This window comes from Chryseobacterium sp. GQ58, from assembly GCF_059758895.1.
On the sequence record NZ_JCAXEH010000004.1, the window covers coordinates 66,744 to 84,704 of the forward strand.

A 17,961-nucleotide genomic window follows, 5' to 3' on the forward strand; every position below is an offset into this window, starting at 1 on the left:
AACCTTAATCTATTTTAAAAGTTTATCAATAGTCGCTTGTATTTCGGGATCTTCCGGTGAAATTGCATAATACTTTGCAATCTGAGATTGTTGATCAATTACCATATATCTCGGAATCCAGTTGAGCTCAATGTAGTTGTTGAAATCGTTTTTCCAGCCTGTAGAAAACCAGTAATTTTCTTTCTGTTTCATGTTGAATCTTTCAAGACTTTTGTCAAACCCCTCTTTTGTACGGTCCAGAGAAAAGAAAACAAAGTCTACATTCGGATTATTTTTTTCCAGCTCTAAAGCTTTAGGGAATGCTTTTAAACAATCTCTGCACCAGCTTGCCCAAAAATCTATGACCAAAACTTTTCCTTTATGCTGATCGAGGATATCCTGAACCGTAATACTTTTTCCATCTTCATTCTCCAATCTCTGTGATAAAGCTTCCTTAGAAAATTCAGTTTTAGAAATATCGGGTGTTTTCTGCGAACAGCCGAAAGTAAAAATGCCCATCACTAAAATGGTCAACAGCTTTTTCATATTCATTTTTTTACAAATCTAAACAATGAGGCGTAATTTTACCATAAAAAACATGGTGGATTAATAAAATTTTATGATTGATGAATTTTATTCCTATAAAAAATCCGCAGTAAATTGCGGATTGGTAAATGTTTTTTATCGTTTTTTTGAAACATAATCTGAAATGATCTGATTAAATTCTTCCTTTTTATCAATAACAACATTGATAGGCCAGTAATAAACCAAATCTCTCAGATAGTCAAAAGTTTTAAGGCGGACGTAATCTTTTTCCGTCGTAAGAATGAGTTTGTACTCACCTAATTTTTTATATTCTTCTACGATTTTTTTAATATCATCATCAGTGAAATTATGATGATCCCTGAATTTCAAATGCTTTACCTTTTGAGAAAACCTTGATAAATGGTCCAGCAAAGGTTTAGGATTGGCAATTCCCGTGATCAGGAGAATGTCATAATAATTCAGATTATTATCCGGAAGCATCTTGTCTTTAGCGTACACGTTTTCATCATACCCGATCGAGGAGAAAAAAACTTTTTGGTTGTAAGAAGGTTTTATTCTCGAAATATAATACTGCTTCGTTTCTTCTGTTAATACATCGGGGCATTTGCTTACCATAATGATGTCTGCTCTTTTTGCTCCGGCTCTCGATTCTCTCAAATCGCCTGCAGGAAGCAGATGGTCTTTAAAATAAGGATCATTAAAATCGGTCATCAGAATGTTGAATCCTGCTTTTATAGCTCTATGCTGCATTGCATCATCCAAAACAAGCACTTCAAGATCCATATCTTCGATCACTTTTTTGGCACCCGGAACCCTTTCTTCTGATACGGCAATGACAAAGCGGTTTTTGAAACGCTCAAACAACTGCATGGCTTCATCGCCTACAGTTTTATAATTGCTCTCGTAGTTGGTCACATCATAGCCTTTCGTCAGTCTTCCGTATCCGCGAGACAGCACGCCTGTTCTGTAATATTTTGATAAATATTTGGCCAGATACATTACCATAGGCGACTTTCCGCTTCCGCCCACAGATAAATTGCCGACATTGATGATCGGTGTTTTAAATTTTGTAGATTTAAAAATTCCCAGATCATACATACTGTTGCGGATGCCCGTCACGATGTGATAACCGAGGGAAAAAGGATAGAGATACCATCTTTTCATACGACTGCAAAAATAAAGAATTTTCACAACTATTACGGTATAATCTTAATGACTTTAATTATTTCTGATCAGATAAAATCTGTTTCTTCGGTATCGTTTAATTAGATTATTTTTGCAGTATTATTTTTATTGCTTTGAGATATTTTATAGAATTTTCGTACAACGGTAAAAACTATTTCGGTTATCAGATCCAGCCGAAAGATATTTCTGTACAGGAGGAGCTGGAAAAGGCGCTCAGCACGATTTTAAGAGAAGAAATTAAAACAACAGGAGCCGGGCGAACCGATACGGGCGTGCATGCAAAAAAAATGTTTGCTCATTTTAATACTGCTCAGTTTTTAAGCGATCAGCTTCCGCATAAACTCAACAGTTTTTTGCCACCGGATATTTCTGTCAAGAGGATTTTTGAGGTAAAAGATGATTTTCATGCACGCTTTGATGCAACTTTCAGGACGTATGAATACTTTATTTCTTTAGAGAAAAATCCTTTTACACAAGATTCTTCGTGGCAGCACTGGAGAAAACCTTTAGACATAAAAAGAATGAACGAAGCCTGTAAAATTTTATTTGAATACGAAGATTTTACAAGTTTTGCCAAGCTTCATACCGACAACAAAACCAATCTCTGCAAGATCTATAAAGCAGAGTGGGAGCAGGATGGGCCAGAATTGAAATTCACTATTTCAGCCAACCGTTTCCTCAGAAATATGGTAAGAGCAATTGTCGGAACAATGGTAGAAGTAGGCTCAGGAAAAATACAACCCGAAGACGTAAGAGCAATCATAGAAAATAAAAACCGAAACTCGGCAGGAACTTCCGCTCCCGCACACGGGCTTTTTTTGGTGGATGTGGGATATGAGTTTTTAAAATAAACGAAACTTCTGAAATTTTTCTGAGGTTTTGTATTTATTCTTATTTTGAAAGTATAGAGTAAACACAATATAGCGTCGCTTCGAGTAGATTTTGGAAAAATCGTATCGAGAAGTTTGTTCTAATCAAAAAGTTCTCGATATATTTCTTTTTATTTCGAAAATTTGAACTGACGGAAATCTTCTAATCTTTATGTTCTAAAAAATAAAAAAACTCTGCTCAATCCTGAGCAGAGTTTTTAAATTATTGCGACACATTGTCGTCATTCGTTTTATTTCTCCTCGAAGAGTTCACCATCGCAATAAGGTTGTCGATCGTATATTCCGAAGCTTTTTGCTCGCCGTGGAAAACTATTTTCCCAAGCTTGGCTACCTGGCTTATATAGCTGTACAGCTCACGATACAATCCTTGATTTTCAGATGAAAACGCTTTTCTCTGTTGCTGCAGGCTGCTTTGCTCATTGCTTTTGGCGGTAATGGCGTCAAAGGCATCCTGAAGCATGGCTTCGGTATCTGCCTTCATCCCGGAAGCTGTGAGCAGGGCAGACTGCGCTGCAACGACTTCCTTTAAAGATTTGAGACAGAGCAGAGCCCCTTCAAAATTCCGGGTATTTACTTTTTTCTGCACATCGCTTGCAAGCGAGCTTTTCATTCCTGCTTTATCGAATACAAGATTCAGCAGCTTCATAGGCTTTACAAGATTGTTGCCCAGCGTATACAGCTCTTTGGTTGTTATTTTTTGCTGGGCGAGGGTAGCGTCGCCGGTTTCCTTTGCCCTTACCTCGTCGGTTTTGTTTTGCATGGCAAGCAGGAAGTCTGCATTATACAAATGGTTTTCCGCTTCAAACAGCGGAAGGTCTCTTCTAAGGCTTGCTAATAGTGCGTCTGCAATCGGCACGTATTCTTCTTTTAATATTCCCATCATAATATGTTTTAATTAAAATAAATATACGGTTTTATTCAATTGCTTTATTATTTTATATAATTAGTATGTATTTTAATGACAATTTTGACTAACTGATCTGTTAGAAGTGTATATTTTTTTGTTTTTCTTTCTTAAATGAAATGCCTTTGTTTATCTTTATTAAAAGCTTTTTTAATGATAAAATAACCTTGCGAACTTTGCGATTAAAAACGCAATGTAAGACAAAGAATTATTTAATACATAGATATAAAATAAGCTAAACAAAGGCGTTTCACTTAGTTTCGAAAGACAAAAATTAAATTATGCACACAGCTTAATATAATTTAATAATGCTTGATAAAAGTGTATAATTTTTTTGTTTTTCTTTCTTAAATGAAATGCCTTTGTTTACCTTTATTAAAAGCTTTTTTAATGATAAAATAAACCTTGCGAACTTTGCGGTTAAAAACGCAATGTAAGACAAAGAATTATTTAATACATAGATATAAAATAAGCTAAACAAAGGCGTTTCACTTAGTTTTGAAAGACAAAAAATTAAATAATGCACACGGCTAATATAAATTTAATAATGCTTGATAAGAAAGCTCGTTTGCATTGTTGCAAAGAAGAGGTAATGCTTACCATCATAGATATTTCACTTACTTCACAGGCTTTTTATGATTGTGCAGTACATTTTTTCTTTAGTACAGTCGTTCTTTTGTCTAGTATAGTACATTTTTAGTCTTGTGCACCTAGTTTTTAGTCTAGTACAGTACATTTTTGTTTTAGTATAAAGCATTTTTACTCTAGTACAGTCGTCCTTTTGTTTAGTGTAGTATATTTTTAGTCTAGTGTAGTACATTTTTGCTGTTGTGTACTTGCTCTTTTGTCTGGTGCAGTACATTTTTGGTCTACTATACTTGTTTTAGAAAACAGTTAAGATTATTTAATCTGAATTCGGATAAAGAAATTGTTGGAAAACGTAAAGGCGCAGGCTGTTGAATAAAACAATGTTTTTAAGATGCAAGAACACTTCGTGAACTTCTTTCGAAGACCTTCAGTTGGTGCCAATGTGAAATATTTTCAATAATCAACGTTGCTAATTTTATCGGAGATAAAATCATTGCGCCTTTAAAAAGATTCAAATATCTTGCGCCTTTGCGTTTCCCAACAAAAACTTTAGAAAAAATCAAGGAGTTACCATTTTTACAATAGTGCTTATCCTTAACTCAGGTTATTTAAATTGCGGAAATTATTAAAGGAAGAAAACAATCATTTGTATAGTAAATAATACATATCCGAAATTTTCTATTCAAGTTGTTCTGTCCGTCAAATTATAAAGCTGTATTTTTGCAGAGAATTTTTTCAAATTAATTCTTTTCGTCAATTCAAACAATGAAAAAACAAGATACCTGGGAGATTATAAAGAGGCTGTTCTTTATCGGGATGAAATTCCGTTCTTGGTTTATATTTACTCTGATAATTTCCATTATTCTTTCGGTAGTTTCCACGTACAGGCCTTATCTCACCATGGAAGTGGTAGATAATGACATTACCAGGCTTCAGGACAAAGCTTTGATGATGAAGCATGTCTATATTTTGATAGGTTTGGTGTTTGCAGAGACTGTTTTAAATTTCTTTTTGGTTTATTTTTCAAACTATATTTCACAAAATGTAATCAGGGATATCCGGGAGAGGCTTTACAATAAGCTGATCTATTTCCGGACTGCTTTTTTTGATAAAACTCCGATCGGGCAGCTGGTAACGCGCGCCGTTGGTGATGTGGAAACCATAGCAACTGTGTATACCGACGGTTTCCTGATGGTTTTCGGAGATATTCTGAGGATTGTTTTTGTTTTAATCATGATGTTCAATACAGACGTGCATCTGAGTTACATCACTTTGGCGATATTACCTTTGATGGTGGTGATCACGAGATTTTTTCAGAAAAGACTGAAGAAAGCTTTCGGTGATGAAAGAACGTGGACGGCCACTCAGAATTCTTTTGTTCAGGAAAGGCTGGCCGGAATGCCGATTATTCAAGTGTTTAACAGGCAAAATTCTGAGTTTAAGAAATTTGATGATATCAATATTACGCTGAAAGGAGCATTGCTGAGAACTGTTTTCATTTTCTCATTATTCTTCCCTGTTGTTGAATTGATTTCGTCGTTATTCATCGGGTTTATCCTGTTTTACGGAGGTTATATTACAATAAGCGCGGGAGTTGTAATTGCGTTTATTCAGTATAATTCAATGCTGATCCGCCCGTTGAGACAAATTGCAGACCGTTTCAACAATATTCAACGTGGTATTGTAGGTGCAGAAAGAGTTTTAGGAATAATGGATGAAGATTTTGCTATGCCGAACACGGGCAAAGTCACAAAAGACCATTTTGACGGAAAGATCGAATTCAAAAACGTGCGTTTTGCCTATGACGATAAGCAGGAAGTTTTAAAAGGAATTGATTTTAAGGTGAATCCAGGAGAAACTGTAGCCATCGTCGGTGCAACAGGAGCCGGAAAATCGACTATTATCAGCCTGATTACAAGATTGTATGACATCAATTCAGGTGAAATATGCATCGATGATATAGAATTGAAGGATTATGAATTATATAATTTAAGAAGCCACATTGGTGTCGTGTTGCAGGACGTTTTCCTCTTCCATGGAAGCATTTATGAGAATCTGGCGTTCGGTGATGACGACATTACTTTAGAAAAAATAAAAGCCGGTGCCCGTGAAATTGAAGTGGATGATTTTATCGAAAGCCTTCCCGGCGGATATGAATATGTCGTAAGCGAAAGAGGTTCGTCGATATCTTTAGGCCAGCGCCAGCTGTTATCTTTCTTGCGGGCTTATCTGTCTGATCCTAAAATTTTAATTTTAGATGAAGCCACCTCTTCAATAGACCACGAAAGCGAAAAGCTGATCCAGAGAGCTACGGAAAAAATCACCAAAAACAGAACGTCAATCATTATTGCGCACAGACTTTCAACGATCGAAAAAGCCGACAAAATCATTGTAATGGAACACGGTAAAATCGTAGAAGAAGGCAAACATATGGAACTTCTTAGCAAAAACGGCTATTATTCTACCTTATATAAAGCTCAGCTAAGGCATGAAGTGGAAGCTGAAGAAAAATCATAAACCGTAAGGAGTAAAACCTAAATCTTTTTTCCAGGTTTCGCCATACTTTTCCGTAAGAGACTTTGCAAGAAGCGTATTGTTTTGTTTTGCCTGTTGTGACAGGAAAGGACTTATTACACAGTTTTGATAAAAGACATCAACTCCGTATTTGTTTTTAAAACTTTCGTGATTTCGGGACATGATTCCAAACTGAATGAAGTGTGGTTGTCTTTGATCTTGGGTTGTGATTTCGTTTTTCGCCTTTTTATCTTTTACAGTTGCCTTAATGTCACTGTTTTTTTGAGCAGACATATAATTTGAGAATACAATAGAAGCCAGAATCAGGCAAAGTTTAGCACTTTTCATAGTTGAAGTTTAAATATAGATTCTAAAACAATATGAATGTTAAAATCTTAAGCTAAACTTTTTCAAAACTGCAAAAGATAAAATTCTGCACCGTATCAAAAGGCGTTACATGATCTTCGGTGAAACATTTTATTTTTTTAAAGTTCTTTTCAAATCTAGTTTTTAAAAAAAGTTCGTTGTATTGCTTGATTTCCAGGCCGCTGCATTTCAACGGACCATCTGTTGAGAACGTTCCTAAAACAATAAAATTGGTTACATGTTTTTCAGCAATTTCTACATATTTAGAAATTTGCTTTTCTGTTGTAAGAAAATGAAATACAGCTCTGTCGTGCCATATATCATAGGTTTCTTCGGGTTTAAATTCTGTAATGTCCGATACGATCCACTTTATTTTGTCTGCTTTTTCGCCTAATCTTTTTTTTGCTTTTTCTAAAGCTTTCTCCGAAATATCGAGTACGCTAATGTTAGTATAGCCAAGATCAAGCAAATGATCAACAAGATTGCTGTCGCCGCCGCCAATGTCGATGATTCTTGCATCTTTTTGTAACCCAAACGATTGTATAAGGTTCAGTGATGTTTGCGGCGTTTTTTGTGTCCAGCTTACCTGGTCAGGATTTTTTGTTAAATAGACGTTTTCCCAATGAGATTTATTTTCTGACATATTCATTTCACTTTGAATGCAATATTAACTAAAAATTAAGAAGCGACACGTTGAAACATCTCTTTAAAGTATCTTTATTCATATTTAATTCATGTTTTGTTAACATTTAATTAATAACTAGCTAAATAGGTATAGTTTTTGTATTAAATAATAAATGTAAAAAATAATGAAACCCTATTGTTATTTTGATTTAAATTACTAAATTTATTAAAAATTTGGCTTAACGTTCAAAATAATAGGGGTGAAGCGGATCAAAAATTAGGATTTTAACTTAAAACAAAATATAAAGATGAATAATATTCAAGATGAATTTCAAGTCTTAAAAGAAGAATTGAAAAAATTAAATATCGATGTACAAAAAGTCGTAAAAGTAGGAAACGGAAGTATGGATTTTCATGAGGTATTTTACAAATCACCAAGATATGATGAGGTAAAAACCGTATATGTACAGCGACATACTTTGGACAACGTAATTGAAAAATTTAAAGAAGCTTACAAATAATCAATCCGTTCATAAGAACGGATTTTTTGTTGACTCAAAATCTATATCCTAGCGAAATCCCGCTCCTGAAGCCGGCCCATGGCCCGTCAACTTTTATTTTTGCACCATTCGCATTCGTCTCTACCGTATAATCTACATAAGGAATATCAAGATTTTCAATCTCCTGTTTCAGCTGTGCCTGCATTTCGGGTGTCAGTATATAATCGCTGGCCAATATAAAATCGCCTTTTCCACTTCCGTAATGTCCGCCGGCAATCCAAAAATCAAGAATAAAATTTTGCTTTTTGTTAAGGAAAAACTGTGCTCCGACCATTAATCCGGCGCTGTTTCCGTTGGCACTTCCGGAGCCTTTCATCGGGATTTCAAATGTTGTTCCGCTAAAATTATAGTCATAATTATAATCAAACTGGTTTGAAGTCACCTTGGAATAACGATAATAAGGTGCAAAATAAAAACCTTTTCCGTATCCTTTGCCAATATAAAATCGTGGCTCGATCGTGAAATTGGTTGCTTTTACTTTAAGATTCTGAAAATCCTGTTCCTGTTCATCATTTAAAAAAACTTCAATAAAAGGAACTTTTCCTTCCGTCATTGTGCCAAAGCCAACATTCAGGGAAAACCAACGGTTGATGGATCTTTCGTAAGACAGGTTGATATTTCTGACGATATACCCTGTAACATTTGTTTTGATGATATTCATCTTTTCTCCGGGTTCCGGGTTTATTTCCTGTGCATGCATCTGAATCAGGAAAAAAGATAGAATTATAAACATATATTTTTTCATGGCCTTCAATTTTTAATTAATACAATTTAAACCCCGAAATCATGCTGAAAAGTAGAACGGATAAGTTTATTATGTTAAATCAAAAATTGTTCTAAAATGTAGAAAGGCTGAAAAATTATTTTATTTCTTAATGAACTTCATACTTTCAGATTGAGAAGCTTTTCCTGAAACCTCAATAAAATAAGTCGCCGGCGGCAATTCTGAAACCTTTATCTTCCCAGATTTTATATCTGAAACTTTTATAAGTTTTCCGTCTAAGCTGTAAATATTCACTTTTGAATAATTGGAAACTTCTCCTTGAATGTGAATATAATCCTGAGCAGGATTCGGATAAATTTTAAAATTATTCTTCTTTGCAAAATCTGTAACCTTTAAAAATACTTCATTCAGAGCCTGAGCTCCTTCAGTCGTCTGATTCATCCCGAGCGCATTTATATTGGCTTTGGTCGAGCTTAGTAACGGAAATTTATGAGCGCTGTCGTAGTAAACGTAAGTAGTATTGGTAATCTTTCCGACAGGCAATCCGCTTACCGTTAAATTAAAATTCTGAATAGATTTTATTCTCAAAACATTATTGTAAGTTTTCGTTCCAATGATCAAAGTTCCGGCTGCATCAGCAGAAATATTGATTGTGCCGCTGAAATTTCCTGAAGCAGCCGTTGAGGTAAATGTTCCTTGCGCATTATCTGTTTCTGTGTATCCGAAAGCCGCAGGATATGAGATAAAAGTACCGTTGTTGACAGAAAAATTCAATGTTGCATCTGGTGTAACAAGACCAGTAATTTCAAGTTTGGATGCAGTTGCTTTGTAAAGTATCGTTGTATTTCCATTTACCATTTTAATGGTTGTACCGGGATAAGTACTTATTTCAGAAGAAGTCGGGGTAGAATAGTTTGTTGCTGAGGCTGTACCTTGCGTCAAGCTTCCGTTTGAGAAGGTGGCTCCATTACCGGTTGCAGAATTATCTACGGTACCGTTGACGTTGAAATTGTTGACCATTTCGCCAACAATAGGATCATTAAATGCTTTGGTAATTGTAGTTTGAGCCGAAAAAACAGATGTAGTTGCTATTAAAAAGAATAGATTTTTAATCATGGTTATTTTTCTTTAAAGATAATTAAAAACTTATTTATTTTTATATAAAATTACTTAATTAATTATAAAATTACGATTTAGATAAATAAATCGGAATTTTTTTCTAAAATCTGTTGAGGTTATTTTATTAAAATCTTATCCATCTTTTTCCCTTTTGACAATTCGTCAATTAATTTATCTAAATATCGGATGTTCCTCATCAGTTTGTCTTCAATTTCTTCTATGCGGTAGCCGCAGATCACGCCTTTTATCATGGAAACATTTGGATTCATCTGAGGAGCCTGTTCAAAAAATGTCTTGAAATCTGTTTTGTTATCCAATATTTCCTTAAGCTCTTTTTCATCATATCCTGTTAACCAAAATATAATCTCATGCACTTCTTCTTTGGTTTTACCTTTTTTTTCTGCTTTTGTGATGTAATGCGGGTAAACGCTGGCAAATGCTGTGGTAAAGATTCTTGTATTTTGCATTTCTTAAATTTTATAGGCTCATAAATAAGCTGTACAACTCCTGATTTAAAGATATTGGTTTTAATCAAATTTAAATTTAACCTTTCTTTTAAGTCTTCAAATAATGGTTTTCCGTTTCCTAAAGCAATCGGATGAACGGAAATCCTATACACATCAATTAAATTTGAATGGATAAAAGTTTTAATTAAACTTGCACCACCATAAAGCCAAATATCTTTTCCGCCCTGACTTTTGATTTCCGAAACTTTTTCTGCAATATCAGAATTGATAAAAGTCGCATTTTTATCTTCTCTTTTTTGATTTGAAAAAACGAATTTATTTTTTGAATGAACGGCCTTCCAAAGTTTTCGTTCTGCCTGATTTGCATTCTCATCGGGCTGATAATTTCCCCAGGAATCATAACTTACTCTTCCATAAAAAATGGTGTCAATACTTGAAAGAAAACCATCAAAATTCATATCATCATCCATAATGCACCAATCGATTTCTCCGTTGGGTCCTTCGATAAATCCGTCTAAAGTTACTGCTAAGTCTAGAATTACTTTTTTCATGTTTTATTTATTATGAATTGTGAATTTTTACAACTAATCGTCAGTTAAAAGCTTGTTAAACATCAACTAAGATGTAATTCTAATTTATAATTTCAGCATCCGGATTCTCGCGTAATTTGGTCAGTCTTTCTTTCCAGTTTTGAAGTTCTTCATTCGTTAGTTTTATCCATTCCTTTACTTCGCCGACAATTTTTACGGGTTCTTCGCTGCGGTAAGATCTTGTGGGGTTTCCAGGGAATTTTTTATCTGTCACATTAGGATCATTCTCGAATTTTCCTGTAGGTTCTACGATGTAAATACGTTCATTGCCATCTCCTTTTGCTAATGCAGCGGCCAATCCGGCGCCATTTTGTAAGGCTGTAAAATAAATGTGATTCATTATTATTTCAGGATAATAATTTGATTCAAATCCGGCAGTCAATAAGTCTCCGATCTTCAGATCAGCTTTTGTGCCGTGGTAGAATGGACCATTATCCAGAGTTTGTTCATCTTTTTTGTTTTCCATTTTGAGTTTTTCAGAACCTGTAAATTTATATAATTGCTTTTAATTAAAAAAACCGCTTTGGGAATTGAGTGGTTTAATAAAATTTTGGGACTTTTTTTCTTCACAAGCGGGCGCTTTTGCGTGTGAGGCTTTGCATAATGAGCAGTTGATTTACGAAACTTTCTCTACACGATTATTATCTTCCAATTCTTTCATAAATGAAAGTGTATTTTTTTTGATCAGAAAATATTTTCTTTGGAGGAAATACGGCATAATATTGATCGCCTTTATCAGCAATTGCAGGTTTGCATCAAAATATTCTTCATTTCTGAAATAAATATGCTCTTTCTCTATATAATCTTTCAAATCTTTTACGTCTTTTTCGCTCAGTTCCGAAATAAGTCGTGGATTTTGAAGATGGAATCCTATTTCCTGTTTTAATTTGTCTTCAAGAGATTTAAGAGTAATAAAATGATGTTTGATTTGCTCAAAAGGAGTGCGTTCACTTATAAAAGCAGTATGGTTTAAAAGATCTGTATAAAGTTTGTGTTTTTCCTCGTATTGCTTATCATAATCACAGAATGATTGATAAAGGCTTGTAAAATCTGATTTTCTGCCTTCATTTTCAGAGATTTTCAAGAAGTAATTGTAAATATCCGAATCATTTTTCTTTATCTGATCTTTGATTTCTGCAATAGATTGATCAATTTCAGGAATAAGTTGTTTAGCCTCGTCAGCTTTGTATTTTCTTCCGTCGTAATCAAATGTTTTTAAAATAAATTCTTTGTTAGCAATAGCTTCAATGGCATTCTTGTCATTTTCTAAAGCGATCAATGTATAAACAAGTTCCACTTTTTCGTTATCAAAAAGATGATCGAAACGGATGTTTTCTGACAAGAAATTCTCCTGCACTTCAGGATCAGGATTTTTGTTATCGTAATAATTATTAAAAATTTTGTCGAAAGAATCTTTCTGATACTGGCTTTCAAATTCTGTTTTAAAGATTTCAAAATCTAAATCTGTTCTGCCGCGGTCATATTTTACATTTGCGAAAAGTTTTGCAGTCAGCTTTTCTTCTGTTTTTTCAAAATTTTTAAAAAGATTTTTTGCTGGTTGATCATCTTTGTCTTTTACGATATTGAGCTGTCTGAGTTTTGCAACCCGATCTTCTGTAGAAGGATGCGATGCCCATTGATTTTCTATATTCAATTTTGATTTGTTGAACAATCCCGATTCTACAAGTTTTACATGTGGAAGATCGTATTTTGTCTCCAGCTCACTTTGATCTGCAAGAAAATTCATTACAAAAAACTGTTCTTTGTAAATGTTTTTACTCGATTGGTTCTTGGAAATTCTTGCTTCATAGAAATTTAGAACATTGTTGTAAGAATTGTCAGCAAGCTCTAATCTTAAAAGTGATTCTTCTAAAGAAACCGAGCCTGCAATATTGGCGGCAACTTCATCTGCATGAAATTCCATTTCTCTGGAAAGTGCCATGTGACGGATGTTGACATAAGAATACATCTTCGCAAGAACCCACTGTATTTTTGAAGTAAAGAAAATCGACAACGATGCGAAAATTGTAAAATATCCGCTGAAACTAGCAAACTTTTCGATAGAATTACGATACGATGCGTCATCATTCACCAAATTAAAAATAATCTGATTCACATTGTATACATAGCTTCCAACCTTCATCGAACGTTGTGAGAAATGTCCGAATTCGTGAGACAGGATGGCTTTTAGTTCCTGTTTTGTTGTGGTGTTGATAAGACCGGCTCCGATTGTAAGGTTTTTCTGAATAGGGAAAAACATACTCCAGAAACTTGAATCATAAAATACACTTGCGTTTACATCATATGAAAGATAAACTTTTTTCGGAAAATTGGTTTCAGCCTCTTTTACAATTTCGTCAATCATTTTAAAGAGTTCCGGTTCGTCTGATCTTTTGATTTCGGTAAGATAACTTCTGTCGTTGATGTGTTTTTTAAACAAAAATTTAATGATAAAGTAGAAAACAAAAAGTCCGGTTGCGGCCAAACCAATTCCTAACATTAACGTCAAAAACATTGGTTTTGCTGCAATAAGCCAGATTCCTCCACCAATACAAGCTAATGCTAAAACAATTGTAAAAAGAAAAATAAGAATGTAAACAAAAACAAAAATGATAATAGAAAAAACAGCGGCTTTTGCTTTTTTTCTAAAATCCTGAGAAATCTGAATATGCATGATTATAATTTTTTACAATAATACATACATCTGATAAATGGAGCAAGAAAATCCTGTAGGGTGGAGTTAAATTATGTTAACAGAATTGTTGCGTCAAATATTTTCGCCACAACAGTAGCTTTTTATTCCACAACGCCATTTCCGGTGATAATTGATTCTTCCATTAAATCTACAATTTCAGAGACTGAGATTGAAAATACTCCGGCAATTCCCTGATCAAATTCTTTTTTCCAGTAGTCGTAGCCGTCAATTTTAGTGGGAAGTTTTACTTTATCGTTTTTCAAAACCGTTACACTTTTATCTAATGCTTCCTCGGAAATTGGAATGTGCGTGAATTCATTTGCAAAACCTTTCTCTAAACTAGGGTTTCCCACTTTCAATCCGCCAATCGAGATGTGAATGACCTTTCCGTGTGTTGGATATTCTTCTATTTTTAAAATTTTCAGAGTAGAATTTTCTTCACCTGTACGGGTTTTGTAATTCCACTCTTGACCGACTTTGTATTTCATGGTTTCTGGGTTTTTACAGTTGGTGAGGAAGATAGATAGAAAGAGTGTTGTGAAAATTTGAAGTTTGGTCATAGGTAGAAATATTACTTTATGCAAGCCAGACGAAAGGATTCGGGCGGCAGCGAGGGGAAACCATCTTTGGGCATTGGTATAAACTTTTGATTTAAAGACATCTTCATTTGGTTATTTAGCGGAGAGTGCTTCTTCGCTAATATCTGCAACCTGAATGCTTTTAATAGATGATTTGGTTGAGGATGCTGTACTTCCACCCATGATGTATAATTTATTGTTATATATTTCTGCAGCAGCATGTCTTCTGGGAATCATATTGGATGATAATTTATGTAACGTATTGGTTTCTGTGTCAAAATAGGCCAGAAAATTTTGATTATTATATCCGCCTGCAATAAAAATCTTATTGCCGGATACCGCTAAAGAATGACCAGATATCGCAGCAGGCATCGTATATTGCTCGGTCCAAAGGTTTTTATTGAGATCATACACATTGACCAGGCGGGATGACGTACCGTTAAAACCACCAATTACATAGAGCTTATCATTCACTATTTTGCCCCTTGCTTCTCTGGCGGTGGGCATATCTGGTAATGGATGCCAGGTATTGGAAGCAATATCGTAGTATTGGAATCTGTTAGAAAATACAGTGGTTGCAGCATTGTTTAGCCCACTTCCGCCGAACGTATATATTTTTCCGTTATGAATGGCTGAGCCTGCATTTCCTGTATAGGCATGATTAACAGCTCCCTTGGTTTTTTGATGCGTTTCAAGGTCTATAATTTCAAGATTGCTGTTTCCCCACCCGTTAAAAATATAAATTTTGTTACCGTAAGTCTCCGAATTGGCAAATCTTTTAGGAACCAGACTAGAGTTGATAATACTCCAGCGGTTATCTCTAATATTGTATTTCTCAATAATAGTAGCATTGCCATCCGAATCTTTATACCCATTGCTCACATAGATATTGTCACCTGCAATGGCACTGGTTACACCTCCTCTGCGCATAGACATATCCGAAAGATGTTTAAAATTCAGGGTTTGTGCATTGGTTAAACAAAAACCGAAAAGTGAAAGGAGTAATAATTTTGTTTTCAATGACGTTGAGGTTTGGTTTAATTGATTTTCTGTGTAGAAAAATATGTTTTAAATATAGGGAAAAGTCACGAATTGGGAATATGAGATATCGAACGTTTTGAAATAGAAAAACCGTTCTAAAAATATAACTTCCCTACAGTAATCTTATTAACCAGCCAAAATGATTCGGCGAGGAATCAACAAGATTGGAAATCCATGCAAAAAGGCTGACAATTGAACCTTATAGGGTGGTTTTCCAGCCTAAAAGTTTCAATAGCCAAGCAATTAGGCTGGAATTCCAGGCAAATAGGATGGAATTTGAATCTAAAAGGGTGGTTTCTAGCCTAAAAGGTTCGACGATCAAGCAATTAGGGTGGAATTCCAGGCAAAAAGGGTGGTTTATTAATTTAAAAGTATATTGAAAAGAGAAAACCGCTCTGGTGGGAGCGGTTTTTATGTTTGTGGTTACGAGCGAGACGTTCGCACCAGCGTTTCAGTCTGATGTTATTGAAAGTCTCTCTTTTCAATAATTTTTTTGGTTTGTCTTACTAAATTAACTAATAATTCTTCTTTTTCATCTTCAGACATTTTACTTAATGGCTTACTTGGCGGATTCATTGCTTGAAATTGGTTTAAATTATCAAATTCTTCGAAAAGACATGGTTTTAAAATTACTATTAAAATTACTCCACCTTCCTTTTCAGCTGTATTTAATAACTCAGGAATTTCTTGATTTTTAATAAAGTCAGAGCCTAAAAAATCTGTTGAAACTAATAAAATTCCAACTTTAGTTTCCTTTAAAGCTTTTTCAATCTCTTCTTTCCACTTTTGTCCAGGTTCAATTTTTGAATCATCCCAATAATTAATTTTGTCCAAAAATGGTTTGAAATGTCTTTGGATATCCTTTAAAAATGGTTTGTCTTCATGACTGTAGCTTATAAATACTTTATTTCTAATGTTTTTTTCGTCAATAAACTTTTGATGTGCAATTTTGGGTAAAGTTTCAATTTCTTGTTTAATATAAAATAATAATTTATCAAATTTTTGATCTATCCCACATTTAGGATCGGGTTTTCCGCCATGAGCTTGTTCTCGATGTTTCGAGAAATATGAAATTGTTTGATTAAATATTTCATCTAAAAAAATTGATTTACTTTCATCAGTATAAAAGTCATACAATCTTGTTTTCAATTCGTGAATATCTTGAACTGGATAATTATTTCTTGAGCGTTCGATTTTTGCTTTGAAGAATTGCTCTGCTTCTTTTCTAATTATTATTTCATCTTCCATATATTGAATGTGGTTTTTTTTGTGTGATTACAACTGACAACAAATTTATTCATTCAGCGAGTATCAAATTGCACTAATATTACTTGACCTTAGCTACCTATTATTTTATCAGTAAAAATAAAACATAAATATACTCTTTCTCTAAGCAAAAACATAATAAAAAACCGATCAGAAAAATCTGAACGGTTTTTGTTTTTACCTAAGCCACACGAAAGGATTCGTGTGGAATTGGAGATTTAATTAAGTAGCATAAAGTTTAGACACTTTGCAGAGTGACTCAACAACTATTCAGGTTTTTTTATTTCGTATTTTTTTAGTGGTGAATTGGTTTTATATAACACTCTACCAGATGGAACTACTTTACTAGAACCATCTAAATGTGTTTCTTGATCATCAAAGAAAATATGTGCACCAAATGCCTTCAATACTTTATCTTTTGACAAACCACCCAAAAAATATGCTTCATCAACATAAACTCCCCAATGTCTCAGGGTTTTAATTACGCGCATATGACTAGGAGCGTTTCTAGCTGTTACTATTGCTAATCTTAATGGTGTAAGTTCTATCGTTGTAGGTAGAAACTCTTGTATTGTAGAAAGTTTTTTTAGTAGTTCTGCAAATGGTCCTTCATTAAGTGGAATGTCTTCATTTTCTAATTCATGTTTATGAAATGCTTCTATCCCTTTCTCTTTAAAAATATGTTCAGATTCTTCAGAAAAAACAACCGCATCTGCATCAAACGCAAATTTCACTCGATCCATTTCAGGAATATAATCAGCAGGAGCATTATAGATCAAAGCAGTCGCACAATTTGATGTATCGCTCAATGTCTGTACATCTTTTTCATCTTTAGATAAAAATAAGTCAATATCAAAGGCGTCTATTAGTGGTGATAATGGTTCTCCTCCAGAAAATGCCCATCGAGTAATTGGTAGTTGAAAATGTTTTATTGATTTAAGAACTCTTACCCCTGTTTCGGGACTATTCCTTGACATTATGACAACTTCTACGATTTGTTTAGAAGCTATTTCATTGAGTTTTAGCAAACTTTCTATCAATGGGAATGCTGTTCCTTTATCCAATAATTCGTTTTCATGATCTAATTGATATTTACGAAATCCCTCAATGTTTTCTTTTATAAATATTTCATTTTCAACTTCTAAATTGAACAATGCTCTTGAGGATACTCCCACAACTAAAATTTCAGAAAAATCTAAAGCCATAATAATTTAAGTTTTTGGTTATAAGTTTAAAGATTTTATTAAATATTTTTTCAATTATCAGATTGTTTTTTAAACTAAAACCGCTCCACAAAAGCAGAACGGTTTTAAATTTATATTTTC

18 protein-coding genes are annotated in these 17,961 nt (G+C 34.1%); 3 read left to right on the plus strand and 15 right to left on the minus strand.

Annotation, left to right across the window (positions count from 1 at the left end):
* Positions 1-9: 9 nt before the first annotated feature.
* On the minus strand, positions 10-525 hold the full coding sequence (locus tag AC6CHK_RS11780; protein ID WP_498096338.1) for a TlpA family protein disulfide reductase: 516 nt from the start codon (positions 523-525) through the stop codon (positions 10-12).
* A 135-nt stretch (positions 526-660) separates the two neighbouring features.
* Positions 661-1,689 (minus strand): tetraacyldisaccharide 4'-kinase, encoded by a 1,029-nt coding sequence (gene lpxK / locus AC6CHK_RS11785; RefSeq protein WP_498096339.1) that lies wholly within the window; start codon positions 1,687-1,689, stop codon positions 661-663.
* 134 nt (positions 1,690-1,823) lie between these two features.
* Between lpxK and truA the strand changes: the two genes are divergently transcribed.
* Positions 1,824-2,561 (plus strand): tRNA pseudouridine(38-40) synthase TruA, encoded by a 738-nt coding sequence (gene truA / locus AC6CHK_RS11790; protein ID WP_498096341.1) that lies wholly within the window; start codon positions 1,824-1,826, stop codon positions 2,559-2,561.
* A gap of 241 nt (positions 2,562-2,802) precedes the next feature.
* Here truA and AC6CHK_RS11795 read toward each other — a convergent pair whose 3' ends face one another.
* A complete protein-coding gene (locus AC6CHK_RS11795; protein WP_498096343.1) occupies positions 2,803-3,483 on the minus strand; it encodes a hypothetical protein in 681 nt (226 codons plus the stop codon).
* 1,374 nt (positions 3,484-4,857) lie between these two features.
* Here AC6CHK_RS11795 and AC6CHK_RS11800 point away from each other — a divergent pair.
* A complete protein-coding gene (locus AC6CHK_RS11800) occupies positions 4,858-6,609 on the plus strand; it encodes an ABC transporter ATP-binding protein (RefSeq protein WP_498096345.1) in 1,752 nt (583 codons plus the stop codon).
* Here AC6CHK_RS11800 and AC6CHK_RS11805 read toward each other — a convergent pair.
* Positions 6,604-6,954, minus strand: a complete 351-nt coding sequence (locus AC6CHK_RS11805) for an FEKKY domain-containing protein (RefSeq protein WP_498096347.1) — start codon at positions 6,952-6,954, stop codon at positions 6,604-6,606. The genes AC6CHK_RS11800 and AC6CHK_RS11805 overlap by 6 nt on opposite strands.
* A 52-nt stretch (positions 6,955-7,006) precedes the next feature.
* Positions 7,007-7,621: a class I SAM-dependent methyltransferase gene (locus AC6CHK_RS11810; RefSeq protein ID WP_498096349.1), complete on the minus strand. Its 615-nt coding sequence runs from the start codon at positions 7,619-7,621 to the stop codon at positions 7,007-7,009.
* A gap of 283 nt (positions 7,622-7,904) precedes the next feature.
* On the opposite strand from AC6CHK_RS11810, the gene AC6CHK_RS11815 reads away from it, so the two are divergent.
* Complete coding sequence (locus AC6CHK_RS11815) at positions 7,905-8,117, plus strand: hypothetical protein (protein ID WP_498096351.1); 213 nt, start codon at positions 7,905-7,907, stop codon at positions 8,115-8,117.
* Positions 8,118-8,151: 34 nt separating this feature from the next.
* On the opposite strand, the gene AC6CHK_RS11820 is transcribed toward AC6CHK_RS11815, so the two are convergent.
* From AC6CHK_RS11820 to AC6CHK_RS11865, 10 genes are all read right to left on the minus strand, one after another.
* A complete protein-coding gene (locus AC6CHK_RS11820) occupies positions 8,152-8,901 on the minus strand; it encodes a DUF3575 domain-containing protein (protein WP_498096353.1) in 750 nt (249 codons plus the stop codon).
* Positions 8,902-9,021: 120 nt separating this feature from the next.
* Entirely contained in the window at positions 9,022-9,996 is a 975-nt protein-coding gene (locus tag AC6CHK_RS11825) for a T9SS type A sorting domain-containing protein (protein WP_498096355.1), read from the minus strand.
* Between the two features lie 119 nt (positions 9,997-10,115).
* On the minus strand, positions 10,116-10,466 hold the full coding sequence (locus AC6CHK_RS11830; RefSeq protein ID WP_498096357.1) for a DUF2200 domain-containing protein: 351 nt from the start codon (positions 10,464-10,466) through the stop codon (positions 10,116-10,118).
* The gene (locus tag AC6CHK_RS11835; protein ID WP_498096359.1) at positions 10,349-11,017 is read right to left on the minus strand and encodes a dihydrofolate reductase family protein; all 669 of its coding nucleotides are present in this window, start codon (positions 11,015-11,017) and stop codon (positions 10,349-10,351) included. Before AC6CHK_RS11835 ends, AC6CHK_RS11830 begins: the two co-directional genes overlap by 118 nt.
* A gap of 79 nt (positions 11,018-11,096) precedes the next feature.
* A complete protein-coding gene (gene arr / locus AC6CHK_RS11840) occupies positions 11,097-11,522 on the minus strand; it encodes an NAD(+)--rifampin ADP-ribosyltransferase (protein WP_498096361.1) in 426 nt (141 codons plus the stop codon).
* Between the two features lie 150 nt (positions 11,523-11,672).
* The gene (locus AC6CHK_RS11845) at positions 11,673-13,730 is read right to left on the minus strand and encodes a M48 family metalloprotease (RefSeq protein WP_498096363.1); all 2,058 of its coding nucleotides are present in this window, start codon (positions 13,728-13,730) and stop codon (positions 11,673-11,675) included.
* 122 nt (positions 13,731-13,852) lie between these two features.
* Entirely contained in the window at positions 13,853-14,239 is a 387-nt protein-coding gene (locus tag AC6CHK_RS11850) for a hypothetical protein (RefSeq protein ID WP_498096364.1), read from the minus strand.
* 183 nt (positions 14,240-14,422) lie between these two features.
* Entirely contained in the window at positions 14,423-15,265 is an 843-nt protein-coding gene (locus AC6CHK_RS11855) for a Kelch repeat-containing protein (RefSeq protein ID WP_498096366.1), read from the minus strand.
* Between the two features lie 567 nt (positions 15,266-15,832).
* The gene (locus tag AC6CHK_RS11860; protein ID WP_498096368.1) at positions 15,833-16,618 is read right to left on the minus strand and encodes a toll/interleukin-1 receptor domain-containing protein; all 786 of its coding nucleotides are present in this window, start codon (positions 16,616-16,618) and stop codon (positions 15,833-15,835) included.
* 284 nt (positions 16,619-16,902) lie between these two features.
* Positions 16,903-17,841 (minus strand): 5'-nucleotidase, encoded by a 939-nt coding sequence (locus AC6CHK_RS11865; RefSeq protein WP_498096370.1) that lies wholly within the window; start codon positions 17,839-17,841, stop codon positions 16,903-16,905.
* Positions 17,842-17,961: the final 120 nt, after the last annotated feature.